This window comes from Pseudomonas sp. GW821-FHT07B01, assembly GCF_059419065.1.
The window spans coordinates 96,685-109,432 of sequence record NZ_JBWKRA010000013.1; the positions used below are offsets into that span (position 1 = coordinate 96,685).

Genomic DNA, 12,748 nt, shown 5'->3' on the forward strand with positions numbered 1-12,748 from the left:
GGTTTATGTGGGCAATGTGGAGACTGTGTGGAGATGCAGCACCGCTTGCACGCCGCCCGGTACGTTGCCGATCTGCAACGAGCCGCCGTGCAGCTTCATCACCTCCTCGACAAAGTTGAGCCCCAGGCCCGTACTTTTGCGCCCGCTGGCCGGGCGCGGCAGCGAGTAGAAGCGCTCGCTCAGGCGCGGCAAGGCGTAATCGGGAATCGCCTGCGCCTGGTTGAACAGGCTGACCTGCACCTCGTTATGCCGCACCTGCGCGCTGAACCGCAGCGTGCCGCCGGGCGGAGTAAAGTCCAAGGCATTGTCCAGCAGGTTGCCCAGGGCCTGGCGCAGCAGGAAAGGTTCGCCAAATACCCGCACATCGGCGGCGATGGCCTGCTCGACGTGCAAGCCGGCGCCTTCGACCCGCGCACATTGAGCCTTCAACACATCCTCAACCAGGGCTGCCAAAGAAATACTCGACTGCTCTTCCAGACCTTGGCGCTGTTCCACCTGGGCCAGGTTCAACAGGCGCTCGATCAGCTGTTGCAGGCGCGCACTTTCGCTGTCGATATTGCCGACAAACCGCTGCCGCTGCTCGCGGCTCATGTCACCCTGCAACAGCTCTGCTGCACCGCGAATCGCCGCCAACGGGCTCTTCAGTTCATGGGTCAGCGTATGCACGTAGCGCTCTACGTAAGCCTTGCCTTCCAGCTGCGTGCGCATGTGCTCCACGGCGGTGGATAACTGCTTGAGCTCGCCGCCGCGATAATGCGGCAACTCGGCGCGGCGGCCCTCGCTGACGGCTTCGGCATAGGCGGTAAGGCGCCTGAGGGCCGCCGTCAGCCACCACGACAATAGCGCCCCCAGCAGCAGCCCCAGGGTGATCAGCCCGGCGCCGTACCACAGCAGGCGCCGCTCGGTGCGATCCACGTAGGGTTGCAACGAGCTGTTGGGCTTGGCCACCGTGACCACGCCGATGATCTGGCCGTTATCGCGAATCGGCGCCCCCACGTGCATCACCGATGAGGTGGGGTCGTCTGCATCGCTGCGGGTGGAGCGCGCACCGTATTCGCCACGCAGGGTCAGGTACACGTCGTTCCATTTCGAATAGTCCTGGCCCACCGCTTCACCGCTGGAGTCGAGCAATACCCTGCCCTTGGCGTCGGTCACGTAGATGCGATGGTTGACCTGGTTTTTCGGCAGCCCCCAGATCACCGCACCCGGCTGACGGTTGCCATAGGCCTTGAGCAGCTCGGGCCAATGGCTCTGGCCGAGGGTGCCGTTTTTAACGTCTGCACGCAGGATTTCAGCCAGCAGGTTGGCGGTGTCCACCAATGTTTCTTCGGTGGACTGGCGCACGCCGGGGCGGATTTCCTTCATCACGGTGTTGAGCACGAAGTAGCCGGTCAGGCCGATAAACAGCGCATACACCAGGAAAATCCGCAGCCCAAGACGCATCAGCTGTGGCTCGGGCTGTAGCTATAGCCGAGGCCACGATGGGTCTGGATCGGCTCGGCATCCGCCGCCACGCTCCTGAGCTTGCTGCGCAGGCTCTTGATATGGCTATCGATATTGCGCTCATAACCGGCATCAAAGGGTACGCCCACCGCGTCCAGCAGTTGTTCGCGGCTGAACACGCGCTCGGGTTGGTCCAGCAGACTTTGCAGCAGGCGGAACTCATGCCGCGTGAGGCTCAAGGGTTGGCCGCGATAAAGAATCTGCATGCGTTCCAGATCCACTTGGAACAGGGTTGGCGCCACACACGGGCCGACCCGCTTGAGAATCGCCCTGACCCGCGCCGCCACTTCCCGCGGGCTGAAAGGCTTGACCACATAATCGTCGGCACCGATCTCCAGCCCCACCACCCGGTCGATCTCCGCATCCCGTGCGCTGAGGAACATCACCGGCACTTCACTGAAGCGGCGCAATTGCTTGCAGGTTTCAAAGCCGGTGATGTCCGGCAGGCCGATGTCGAGAATGATCAGGTCGGCCGGGGTCTGGCGCTGATGCTCCAGCGCCGCCTGGCCGAGCGTCAGCCAGGTGGTGGTGAAGCCCTCGCCTTGCAGGGCAAAGATCAGCGTGTCGGCTATTGCCGCTTCGTCTTCGACAATCAGGATGTGCGGCATGGGTTCAATCAGCAGTCCGGTTTGTCGGCAGTGTAGCGACGTGCCGGGTTTACCGCAGCGCCAAATTCACGCAAGGCCTTGGCGCCGATCAGCAGCGGGTAGTTGAAGCTGCTGCGGTCGGTGAGGTTGACCTCGACGGTGCGCTTGACGTCGCCCAGGCACATCTCCAGATCGATCACCGGGCGCTTGGCCACACTGGCTTCGTCCTTGTCATCATCTTCGTCGGCGCGGCTCTTGATCTTGCTGATGCGCGACACCTTGTGCTCATAGACCTTGTTACCCGCGTCTTCACCGCCGAGGCGGAAGCGCACCCAGTCATCGCCGTCGCGCTGAAAGGTTTCGATGTCGCGCGCCGACAGCGAGGCGGTCAGCGCGCCGGTGTCCATCTTGGCCTTGAACGTCTGGCCGATCTCCGGCAACTGGATGTATTCGTAGCGACCGTAGAGGGTCGGTTCGGCGGCCATGACAGGCACAGCAACCAGGGCGAACGCGGCAAGGAGCAATTTCACGGCAGGATTTCCTCGAAAGAAGTGGGCGGAGTCTAGACCGCAAACACAGCACTTAGTTGGATGACCGAGCATATCGCGTACAGTGTGAAACATTCGTCGGGCAATTTGCGATTTGGCCTCTAGACTCACCTTGCTTATCATGGCCCGCCCACAGAATTCCAAGAGTTGCTTATGCGCCGCCTGCTCACCGGCTGTCTGGTTACACTGCTGCTGTTAGTCAACACGCTGATCCTGATCGGCCCCTTGATGGTCTTCGCCTTGCTCAAGCTGATGGCGCCGGGCCGCTCGCGTGACTATGCGTCCTGGGCGGTGATGTGGATCGCCGAGACCTGGGCCGAGATCGACAAGCTGATCTTCGCCGCGTGCATCCCCACCCAATGGGATATTCGCGGTGGCGAAGATCTGCGCGGCGATACCTCTTACCTGGTGATCAGCAACCACCAATCCTGGGTCGATATTCCCGCGCTGATCCAGGCATTGAACCGGCGCACGCCGTTCTTCAAATTCTTCCTGAAAAAAGAACTGATCTGGGTGCCCTTCCTCGGCCTGGCCTGGTGGGCGCTGGATTACCCCTTCATGAAGCGCTACACCAAGGCATTCCTGGCCAAGCACCCGGAGCTGGCGGGGCAGGATTTGAAGATCACCAAAGAGGCCTGCGAGCTGTTCAAGCGTCAGCCGGTGACGGTGGTCAATTACCTGGAGGGCACGCGGTTCAACGAGGCCAAGCGCAAGCAGCAGGCGTCACCGTTTACACGATTGCTCAAGCCCAAGGCGGGCGGCGTGGCATTTGTGCTGGCGGCAATGGGCGAACAACTGGACGCGATCCTCGACGTGACCGTGGTGTATCCGCAGCAAAAGATTCCGGGGTTCTGGGACTTGATCAGCGGCGCAGTGCCGAAGGTGATCGTGGATATCCGTACCCGCGAACTGGACCCGGCGTTGTGGCAAGGGGATTACGAGAACGATCCGGCGTTTCGCCAGACCGTCCAGAACTGGGTCAACCAGCTCTGGATGGAAAAGGATGCGCGCATCGAACAACTGCGCCAAGAGCCTTAGCTGCCGGTACCCCAGGCCTGAGCCAATTTGCCCAGCACGGAACTGCTGGCGCCCTCGCCGCCCAGGTATTTCAGGATCACCGGGGCAAACTGGCCGACCATGCCGCTGTCCATGCCCAATGCGCTGAAGGCGGTGTTCAAATCATTGGTGCTTTTCACGTTGCCCAACAGGCCGTCCAGGCCGCTGGTCTTGCTGCCACCGGTTTGGCCGAGCATCCCGCTCAGGGCACCGAGGCTGCCCAATGCGTTATTACCTGACAACTTGTCGAGGCCCGGTACAGTGCTGCTCAACTGTGAGAAGTCATTGCCGCTCAGTTTGTTCTTGGCCAGGCCCAGCATGGCGCCCGTGCCGCCCACTGCTTGCTCGGGGGTGATGTTCAGTTGCGAGGTCAAGGCCGTCAGCAGGTCGGCCGTCTCCGACGTAGGCGCGGCGGCAGCGGCCTTGTTGTTGCCACCCTGCATGCCGGAAATGGCATTGGCTGCATCGCCAAGGCTGAAACCTGCGGCGAACACCGGGCCGGCGGCCACGGTCAACAGGCAGGACAGGGCAAAACCGCGTGAAATCTTCATCGAAACAACCTCTGGGTATAGGGGTAAACGCAGGCGTTGGACTGGGTATCCCGTCGGTTGTTCCGGAGCCCCTGAGGAACCCATCGGGGATAAGCGGGTCCATGAACTGACTACAAAATTTGTCGAGAAGAGACTTATGACTGCGATCCAACCCCCAGTGATTGAGCACAAGCCTGCGTTCTGGAGCCGCCCTCGCCTGTTCATCGGCGCCTGCGTGGTGGTGGTTGCCGGTATCGGCGGCGCGCTCTACACCCAGGACAGCGTCAAATCCGCGGCGACATTGGTGACCACGACCCAGCAGCCAGCCGCACAAATCATGGCCCACAAGGATTACCTTGAAGTGCAGCCGATTGCCTCCACGGCGCCAGCACCGGACCAAAGCCTTGAACTCTGGGCGATTCCCAAAGACGGCACACCCGTGTCCCTTGGCCTGCTGCCGGAGGATGGCAAAGGCATCATCGGCCTGAATCCGCGCCAGCAGGAAAGCATCAGCAAGCCGGTAGAGTTGATGGTGAGCTCGGAAACCAAGGGTGGCTCGGTGAGCAAGCAACCGACAGGCCCGACCGTCTACCAAGGTGCATTGGCCACTCGCTGACCGGGCTGCACACTCGATTCAAACTGTGGGAGCGGGCTTGCCCGCGATGGCGGTGGGTCAGCGACATAGGTATCGACTGATTAGCCGCTATCGCAGGCAAGCCCATATTGGCTCACCAGTGCATTGAAAATTGGCTCCCGGCAACGAATAAGGGCGACCCATGGGTCGCCCTTTTCATTTGGCCAATGCTTACGCAGCGCTGAACAACTTGTGCGGATCAATCACAAACTTCTTCGGCACACCCGCATCGAACTCGCCATACCCGCGTGGCGCATCATCCAGGCTGATCACCTGCACACCGACGATTTCGGCGATGTTGATACGGTCCCACATGATCGCCTGCATCAGTTGACGGTTGTACTTCATCACTGGCGTCTGCCCGGTGTGGAAGCTGTGGGATTTGGCCCAGCCCAGACCAAAGCGAATGCTCAGGCTGCCCATTTTCGCGGCGGCATCGACAGCACCTGGATCTTCGGTCACATACAGGCCTGGGATACCGATCTTGCCCGCCACACGTACCACGCCCATCAGCGAGTTGAGCACGGTGGCCGGGGCTTCGGCCTTGACGCCGTCGTGGCCGTGGCCGCGTGCTTCAAAGCCCACGCAGTCAACGGCGCAATCCACTTCGGGCTCGCCCAATAACGCGGCGATTTGTTCGTGCAGCGGGGTGTCGGTGGACAGGTCGACCACTTCAAAACCCTGGGCCTTGGCGTGGGCCAGGCGGATCGAGTTGACGTCGCCGATGATCACTACCGCTGCACCCAGCAAGCGAGCGGAGGCGGCAGCCGCCAGACCCACCGGGCCGGCACCGGCGATGTAGACAGTGCTGCCTGGGCCGACGCCAGCAGTAACAGCGCCGTGGTAGCCAGTAGGCAGGATGTCGGAGAGGCAGGTCAGGTCACGGATTTTCTCCATGGCCTTGTCACGGTCCGGCAGTTTCAGCAGGTTGAAGTCGGCGTACGGCACCAGCACGTACTCGGCCTGGCCACCGGTCCAGTCGCCCATGTCCACGTAGCCGTAGGCGCCGCCGGCACGGGCCGGGTTGACGGTCAGGCATACGCCGGTGTGTTGCTCTTTGCACGAGCGGCAGCGGCCGCACGCGACGTTGAACGGCACGGACACCAGGTCGCCGATTTTCAGGTTCTCGACGTCGCTGCCTTTCTCGATCACTTCGCCGGTGATTTCATGCCCCAACACCAGGCCGGTCTGGGCCGTGGTGCGCCCGCGCACCATGTGTTGGTCGGAGCCGCAGATGTTGGTGGAGACCACGCGCAGGATGACGCCGTGCTCAATCTTCCTGCCACGGGGGTCCTGCATTTTGGGATAGTCGATTTTCTGTACTTCGACCTTGCCGTTGCCGAGATACACGACACCACGATTACCAGACATGCTTTCACCTCGCTGTTGTTTTTATGGAACTGCGTTGCCCTTGGGGCAGCGCGTTAAGTGCTCGGGTACAGATGCTGTTTCTTGTGTTGCTTGTAAGGGCCTCATCGCAGGCAAGCCAGCTCCCACAGTGGATCGGGTTCACACCTCCAGGAATGGGAGCTGGCTTGCCTGCGATAGTGATCTAAAGAACGACGGTGCGATTGGCGTTCAAGAACACCCGCCGCTCGATGTGATACCCCACCGCCCGCGCCAATGTGAGCCCTTCGATATCCCGCCCCTTGGCAATCAAATCCTCGGGATAGTGGCTGTGATCCACCACTTCCACGCCTTGGGCGATGATCGGCCCTTCATCCAGATCGTTGTTGATGTAATGCGCCGTGGCGCCCACCAGTTTCACGCCCTTGTTGTACGCCTGGTGATAGGGCTTGGCGCCCTTGAAGCCCGGCAGCAATGAGTGGTGAATGTTGATGGCCTTGCCGTCCAGCTTGCGGCACAGCTCTGGTGACAGCACTTGCATGTAGCGCGCAAGGATCACCAGTTCGGCGCCGGTGTCTTCCACCACTTGCCACACCTGGCGCTCCTGGGACGGTTTGTCGTTGGGGTCGAGGGGGAAATGGTAGTAGGGAATCTGGTGCCAATCAGCCAAGGGCTTCAGATCGGGATGGTTGGACACCACCGCGACTACGTCCATCGACAGCTGGCCGATGCGCTGGCGATACAGCAGGTCGTTGAGGCAGTGATCGGCCTTGGAGACCATGATCACCACTTTGGGCCGGTAGTTCGGCGCCGTCAGTTCGAAGATCATGCCAAAGGCTTCACCACGGGTGGCCAAGCCATCGCGGAACGCCTGCTCGTCAAAGCCGTCAGGCTGACGGAACTCAACACGAATGAAAAACCGACCCGAGAGGCGGTCATCAAACGAATGGTGCTCGGTGACGTAGCAGCCTTGCTCAAACAGGTAGCGGGTGACCGCGTCCACCGTGCCGAGCACGCTGGGGCAATCGGCGGTCAAAATCCATGTATCGGGTGCGCGGCTCATGGGTCACTCCTCAGGCTGATCGTTCCCACGCTTTGCGTGGGAATGCCGCCATGGACGCTCTGCGTCCGCTTTTGGGACGCGGGGCGTCCCGGTATGCATTCCCACGCGGAGCGTGGGAATGATCATCATGCGACAACGCTCAGGCCGAACTCAGCCGAGGCATCCTGCAACCACAACCACCAGTAATCCGAGAAGCTGCGACGGATCAGCAGTTCCCAGGTGTCTTCAGCCGTATGACGGATCACCAGTTGCGACTTGGCGAACACCGTACCCACGGCTTTGCCGACCGGGAAGTTGTTGGGGTGTACGTCGTAGCTGGTGGACTTCATCAGCACATCGCGCACATTCGGGCCGCTCAGTTCAAGAATCTGCTGGCCGCCGCTGACGTTGACGATCTGGATATGCAGGTCGCCCAGGGCGGCGCGCAGGTTTTGCTCGGCGGCGAATTCTTCACCGCTCGGCACAATCAACAGCCACTCATCCGGGCCGAGCCACTGAAGGCTGGTTTCACCTTTGAAGACCACGCTCAGCGGGCCGGGCAGTTCGATACCGACGGCCTTGTGTACGCCGGCGGCGAAGGCGGCGTCGTGGCCATCGCCACGGATAGTCAGGTGGCCGAGGAGTTTCTTTTCACGCACGGTCACGCCGGCATTCTTGCGACCCTTGCCGACCAGGCTGGCAAGGTCGGCATGGTGCAGCGACGACTCGGCCTTGGCGCCGGTGGTGGGGCGTTGTTGGTAAACATTGGCTGCTGTCATAAAGCACCTGTTCTGAATTCTGTTGATCGTTGCCACGCTCCGCGTGGGAATGCCGCCATGGACGCTCTGCGTCCGCCCTTGGGGCGCAGAGCGCCCCGGAATGCATTCCCACGCAGAGCGTGGGAACGATCAGGTGTCAGACGTTCTGCCGATCACCTTTGGGGTCAAAGAACACCGAAGACACAATCTCGGCTTCGATCACGCTGCCATCCGCTTGCGGCGAGAACACCCGCTCACCGATGCGCTTCAAGCCGCCCTTCACCACACCCATGGCAAACGAATAGCCCAGGGAGTTATGCGCATAACTTGAGGTAACGTGACCCACCATCTTCATCGGAATCGTCTGCTTCGGATCGAACACCAACTGCGCGCCTTCCGGCAGCCACACGTTCGGGTCGATCGGCTTGAGCCCCACCAACTGCTTGCGCTCTTCACGCACGCAGTCTTCACGGTTCATCCCGCGCCAGCCGATCCACGAGAACGGCTTGGTACGGCCAACGCACCAGCCCATGTTCAGGTCGTCCGGGGTCATCGAGCCGTCGGTGTCTTGCCCGACGATGATGAAGCCCTTCTCAGCGCGCAGGACGTGCATGGTCTCGGTGCCGTACGGGGTCAGGTTGTACTTTTTGCCGGCCTCGACGATCTTTTCCAGCACGCCCATGGCGTAGTCGGCCTGCACGTTGACTTCGTACGACAGCTCACCGGTAAACGAGATACGGAACACCCGCGCCGGCACGCCGCCCACAAGGCCTTCCTTCCAAGTCATGAACGGGAAGCCGTCCTTGTCCAGGTCGATGTCGGTGACTTCACTGAGCAGCTTGCGGCTGTTGGGGCCCGACAGGGTCATGGTTGCCCAATGGTCGGTGACCGAGGTGAAGTACACCTTGAGGTCCGGCCATTCGGTCTGCTGGTAGATTTCCAGCCACTGCAGCACGCGGGCGGCGCCGCCGGTGGTGGTGGTCATCAGGAAGTGGTTGTCGGCCAGACAGGCAGTGACGCCGTCATCGAACACCATGCCGTCTTCCTTGCACATCAGGCCGTAGCGCGCCTTGCCCACGTCGAGCTTGGTCCAGGCGTTGGTGTAGATGCGGTTGAGGAACTCGCGGGCATCCGGGCCCTGAATGTCGATCTTGCCGAGGGTGGAGGCATCCAGCAGGCCGACACTGTCACGCACGGCCAGGCATTCACGCTTCACTGCGGCGTGCAGGTCTTCACCGTTACGCGGGAAATACCACGGGCGTTTCCACTGACCGACGTCTTCAAACTCGGCGCCGTTCTTCACGTGCCAGGCCTGCAGCGCGGTGTAGCGCACCGGTTCGAAAATGTGCCCACAGTGACGGCCCGCTACGGCGCCGAAAGTGACCGGCGTGTAGTTGGGACGGAACATGGTGGTGCCCATCTGCGGGATGGTCACGTTCAGCGAACGGGCGGCGATGGCCAGGCCGTTGACGTTACCCAGCTTGCCCTGGTCGGTGCCGAAGCCCAGCGCGGTGTAGCGTTTGACGTGCTCCACCGACTCGAAACCTTCGCGAGTGGCCAGTTCGATGGCAGCCGCGGTGACGTCGTTTTGCAGGTCGACAAATTGCTTTGGCGCCCGCGCGGTAGCTTTTTCGTGGGGCACCTGGAACAGCGCCAGGGTGGGTTCTTCAAGACGGCTCAAGGCTTTTGGCAGCGTACCTTCAACCGGGGCAAAACCGGCTTCGCTGGCCGCACGCACGCCGCCTTCAAAGCCATCGGCGAGGGAATCGCCAAGGCCGTAGACACCGTTGATGCCGCCCACGCACACGCGTTTTTGCGGTGCTTCACCGGGTACAAACCCGAGAATATCTTCACGCCAGGTCGGCTTGCCGCCCAGGTGCGAGGCCAGGTGCACCACCGGGCTGTAACCGCCGGAGCTGGCGACCAGGTCGCAGTCCAGCCACTCGCCGGGGCTGGTGACTTTGTGCGCCTTGACGTCGATGGCTGCCACACGGGCACCGGTCACGTGCTTACTGCCACGGGCCTCGATCACGGCGCTGCCGGTGAGGATGCGAATGCCTTTGGCGCGAGCTTCTTCAACCAGAGCCCCGCGTGGGTTGTGGCGCGCATCAGCCACCGCAACAACGGTGAGGCCCGCATCGAACCAATCCAGCGCAACGCGATAGGCATGATCGTTGTTGGTCGACAGCAGCAGCTTTTTACCCGGTGCCACGCCGTAGCGACGCACGTAGGTAGACACCGCACCCGCGAGCATATTGCCCGGCACATCGTTGTTGCCATACACCAGCGGACGCTCGCACGCACCGGTGGCCAGCACCACACGCTTGGCACGCACACGGTGGATACGCTGACGCACCACGCCAATCGGCGCACGGTCACCGAGATGGTCGGTGAGACGCTCGTGAATGGTCAGGAAGTTATGGTCGTGGTAACCGTTGACGGTGGCGCGGGGCAGCAGCACCACGTCCGGCAGGGCTTTCAATTCGGCAATGACGCCGGCAACCCATTCAGTGGCGGGCTTGCCGTCGAGGCTTTCGCGGGAATCGAGCAGCGAACCACCGAACTCTTCCTGCTCGTCGGCGATGATCACCCGAGCCCCGCTGCGCGCAGCGGCCAGCGCAGCCGCAAGGCCCGCAGGGCCTGCGCCCACGACCAGCACGTCGCAATGACGGTTGAAGTTGTCGTAGGTGTCCGGGTCGTTCTCGGTGGGCGAACGGCCAAGGCCCGCCGCCTTGCGGATGTACTTCTCGTAGGTCATCCAGAACGATTGCGGGTACATGAAGGTTTTGTAGTAGAAACCCGGCGGCATCAGCTTGCCGCCGACCTTGCCGAGAATCCCCATCATGTCGTTGTTCACGCTCGGCCAGCCGTTGGTACTGGTAGCAACCAAGCCTTGGTACAGCGCCTGTTGGGTGGCGCGCACGTTGGGGATCTGCGTGGCTTCGGTGGCGCCGATCTGCAGCACCGCGTTCGGCTCTTCGGCGCCGGCGGCAAAGATGCCCCGTGGGCGCGAATACTTGAAGCTGCGACCGATGATGTCGACACCGTTGGCCAGCAGGGCGGCAGCCAGGGTGTCGCCTTCAAAGCCCTTGTAGCTCTGACCGTTGAACGTAAACGTCAGGACTTTATTACGGTCGATGCGGCCACCGTTGGACAGGCGATTGATCTGGCTCATACCTTCTCTCCAGAGGCCTTGGCGGTGAACTGAGGCTTCTCACCGATCTTGTAGGTTTCAAGAATTTCGTAGGTCACAGTGTCGCGGGTGGCGTTGAAATACTGGCGGCAACCGGCGGCATGGATCCACAGTTCGTGGTGCAGGCCGCGCGGGTTATCGCGAAAGAACATGTAGTCGCCCCACTGCTCGTCGGTGCAGGCATTCGGGTCTAGCGGGCGCGGGATGTGCGCTTGGCCGGACGCGTGGAATTCCTCTTCGGAGCGCAGTTCGCCACAGTGAGGACAGAAGATATGCAACATAGGGAATTTCTCCTGTTAGTGGGCGACGGCCGCAGCGCCGTGTTCGTCGATCAGCGCACCGTTGTGGAAACGGTCGATGGAAAAAGGTGCGGCCAGTGGGTGCATTTCACCCTTGGCCAGGCTGGCGGCAAATACGTTGCCTGAGCCTGGGGTGGCCTTGAAGCCGCCCGTACCCCAACCGCAGTTGAAGAACATGTTCGGTACCGGGGTTTTGGAGATGATCGGGCAGGCATCCGGCGTGGTGTCGACGATGCCGCCCCACTGGCGGTTCATGCGCACCCGTGACAGCACCGGGAACATCTCGACGATGGCCTGGATGGTGTGCTCGATCACCGGGTACGAACCGCGCTGGCCGTAACCGTTGTAGCCGTCGATACCGGCGCCGATCACCAGGTCGCCCTTGTCGGATTGGCTGATGTAACCGTGCACGGCGTTGGACATGATCACGCTGTCGATAATCGGCTTGATCGGCTCCGACACCAGGGCTTGCAGCGGGTGGGATTCGATCGGCAGGCGGAAGCCCGCCAGCGAAGCCATGTGCCCGGAATTACCGGCAGTCACCACACCGACACGCTTGGCGCCGATAAAGCCCTTGTTGGTTTCCACGCCGATGCACACGCCGTTTTCCTTGCGGAACCCGATCACTTCGGTCTGCTGGATCAGGTCCACGCCCAAGGCATCGGCAGCACGGGCAAAGCCCCAGGCCACGGCATCGTGACGGGCCACGCCGCCGCGACGTTGCACGGTGGCGCCGAGCACCGGGTAGCGGGTGTTCTTCGAGCAATCCAGGTACGGAATCTCGTCGGCCACTTGTTGGGCATTCAGCAGCTCGCCGTCCACACCGTTGAGGCGGTTGGCACTCACGCGGCGCTCGGAATCACGGATGTCCTGCAGGGTGTGGCACAGGTTGTACACGCCACGCTGGGAGAACATCACGTTGTAGTTCAGGTCCTGGGACAAACCTTCCCAGAGTTTCATGGCGTGTTCGTACAGGTGCGCCGACTCGTCCCACAGGTAGTTGGAACGCACGATGGTGGTGTTGCGCGCGGTGTTACCGCCGCCCAGCCAGCCTTTCTCGACCACCGCCACGTTGGTGATGCCGTGTTCCTTGGCCAGGTAGTAAGCGGTCGCCAGACCATGCCCGCCGCCGCCGACGATGACCACGTCGTAGACCTTTTTCGGGGTCGGCGTGCGCCACATCTTCTGCCAGTTTTCGTGATGGCTGAGGGAGTGCTTGAAGAGGCCGAAGCCTGAGTAGCGTTGCATAGT

At 61.7% G+C, this 12,748-nt stretch carries 12 protein-coding genes; 2 read left to right on the forward strand and 10 right to left on the reverse strand.

All coding sequences use genetic code 11. From position 1 onward, the window contains the following. Window positions 1-3: 3 nt before the first annotated feature. The 3 genes from creC to rloA2 are packed head-to-tail and all read right to left on the reverse strand — an operon-like array spanning window position 4 to window position 2,620. Complete coding sequence (creC, locus tag AC07S6_RS16230; RefSeq protein WP_495112629.1) at window positions 4-1,443, reverse strand: two-component system sensor histidine kinase CreC; 1,440 nt, start codon at window positions 1,441-1,443, stop codon at window positions 4-6. Then, entirely contained in the window at window positions 1,443-2,111 is a 669-nt protein-coding gene (gene creB, locus AC07S6_RS16235; RefSeq protein ID WP_495112630.1) for a two-component system response regulator CreB, read from the reverse strand. Before creB ends, creC begins: the two co-directional genes overlap by 1 nt. Window positions 2,112-2,119: 8 nt before the next feature. Then, window positions 2,120-2,620, reverse strand: coding sequence for a retropepsin-like aspartic peptidase RloA2 (rloA2, locus tag AC07S6_RS16240; protein ID WP_014720226.1), 501 nt, complete (start codon window positions 2,618-2,620; stop codon window positions 2,120-2,122). A gap of 171 nt (window positions 2,621-2,791) precedes the next feature. On the opposite strand from rloA2, the gene yihG reads away from it, so the two are divergent. Next, the gene (gene yihG, locus AC07S6_RS16245) at window positions 2,792-3,676 is read left to right on the forward strand and encodes a 1-acylglycerol-3-phosphate O-acyltransferase, YihG family (RefSeq protein ID WP_054896763.1); all 885 of its coding nucleotides are present in this window, start codon (window positions 2,792-2,794) and stop codon (window positions 3,674-3,676) included. Here the strand turns inward: yihG and AC07S6_RS16250 are convergent. Beyond that, the gene (locus tag AC07S6_RS16250) at window positions 3,673-4,245 is read right to left on the reverse strand and encodes a DUF2780 domain-containing protein (protein WP_034128869.1); all 573 of its coding nucleotides are present in this window, start codon (window positions 4,243-4,245) and stop codon (window positions 3,673-3,675) included. The genes yihG and AC07S6_RS16250 overlap by 4 nt on opposite strands. Window positions 4,246-4,381: 136 nt before the next feature. Here AC07S6_RS16250 and AC07S6_RS16255 point away from each other — a divergent pair, with 136 nt between their 5' ends. Beyond that, the gene (locus tag AC07S6_RS16255; RefSeq protein WP_034128870.1) at window positions 4,382-4,840 is read left to right on the forward strand and encodes an anti-sigma factor domain-containing protein; all 459 of its coding nucleotides are present in this window, start codon (window positions 4,382-4,384) and stop codon (window positions 4,838-4,840) included. A gap of 189 nt (window positions 4,841-5,029) precedes the next feature. On the opposite strand, the gene fdhA is transcribed toward AC07S6_RS16255, so the two are convergent. The 6 genes from fdhA to AC07S6_RS16285 form a co-directional block, all read right to left on the reverse strand. Further along, window positions 5,030-6,229, reverse strand: a complete 1,200-nt coding sequence (gene fdhA / locus AC07S6_RS16260; RefSeq protein WP_014720230.1) for a formaldehyde dehydrogenase, glutathione-independent — start codon at window positions 6,227-6,229, stop codon at window positions 5,030-5,032. 181 nt (window positions 6,230-6,410) lie between these two features. Next, window positions 6,411-7,268, reverse strand: coding sequence for a formyltetrahydrofolate deformylase (gene purU / locus AC07S6_RS16265; protein ID WP_005792124.1), 858 nt, complete (start codon window positions 7,266-7,268; stop codon window positions 6,411-6,413). Window positions 7,269-7,393: 125 nt separating this feature from the next. Beyond that, on the reverse strand, window positions 7,394-8,026 hold the full coding sequence (locus AC07S6_RS16270; RefSeq protein ID WP_014720232.1) for a sarcosine oxidase subunit gamma: 633 nt from the start codon (window positions 8,024-8,026) through the stop codon (window positions 7,394-7,396). 136 nt (window positions 8,027-8,162) lie between these two features. Beyond that, a complete protein-coding gene (locus AC07S6_RS16275) occupies window positions 8,163-11,180 on the reverse strand; it encodes a sarcosine oxidase subunit alpha (protein ID WP_236282383.1) in 3,018 nt (1,005 codons plus the stop codon). Then, window positions 11,177-11,479 carry a sarcosine oxidase subunit delta gene (locus AC07S6_RS16280; protein ID WP_003194855.1) on the reverse strand — a complete coding sequence of 101 codons (303 nt, stop codon included), beginning with the start codon at window positions 11,477-11,479 and terminating at the stop codon, window positions 11,177-11,179. The genes AC07S6_RS16275 and AC07S6_RS16280 overlap by 4 nt, the downstream gene beginning before the upstream one ends. Window positions 11,480-11,494: 15 nt before the next feature. Beyond that, a complete protein-coding gene (locus AC07S6_RS16285) occupies window positions 11,495-12,745 on the reverse strand; it encodes a sarcosine oxidase subunit beta (RefSeq protein ID WP_003176546.1) in 1,251 nt (416 codons plus the stop codon). Window positions 12,746-12,748: the final 3 nt, after the last annotated feature.

Excerpts from the sequence above, each read along its gene's own strand:
- creC (WP_495112629.1), bottom strand. The coding sequence starts at position 1,443 with ATGCGTCTTGGGCTGCGGATTTTCCTGGTGTATGCGCTGTTTATCGGC.
- creB (WP_495112630.1), bottom strand. The coding sequence starts at position 2,111 with ATGCCGCACATCCTGATTGTCGAAGACGAAGCGGCAATAGCCGACACG.
- yihG (WP_054896763.1), top strand. The coding sequence starts at position 2,792 with ATGCGCCGCCTGCTCACCGGCTGTCTGGTTACACTGCTGCTGTTAGTC.
- AC07S6_RS16250 (WP_034128869.1), bottom strand. The coding sequence starts at position 4,245 with ATGAAGATTTCACGCGGTTTTGCCCTGTCCTGCCTGTTGACCGTGGCC.
- AC07S6_RS16255 (WP_034128870.1), top strand. The coding sequence starts at position 4,382 with ATGACTGCGATCCAACCCCCAGTGATTGAGCACAAGCCTGCGTTCTGG.
- fdhA (WP_014720230.1), bottom strand. The coding sequence starts at position 6,229 with ATGTCTGGTAATCGTGGTGTCGTGTATCTCGGCAACGGCAAGGTCGAA.
- purU (WP_005792124.1), bottom strand. The coding sequence starts at position 7,268 with ATGAGCCGCGCACCCGATACATGGATTTTGACCGCCGATTGCCCCAGC.
- AC07S6_RS16270 (WP_014720232.1), bottom strand. The coding sequence starts at position 8,026 with ATGACAGCAGCCAATGTTTACCAACAACGCCCCACCACCGGCGCCAAG.
- AC07S6_RS16275 (WP_236282383.1), bottom strand. The coding sequence starts at position 11,180 with ATGAGCCAGATCAATCGCCTGTCCAACGGTGGCCGCATCGACCGTAAT.
- AC07S6_RS16280 (WP_003194855.1), bottom strand. The coding sequence starts at position 11,479 with ATGTTGCATATCTTCTGTCCTCACTGTGGCGAACTGCGCTCCGAAGAG.
- AC07S6_RS16285 (WP_003176546.1), bottom strand. The coding sequence starts at position 12,745 with ATGCAACGCTACTCAGGCTTCGGCCTCTTCAAGCACTCCCTCAGCCAT.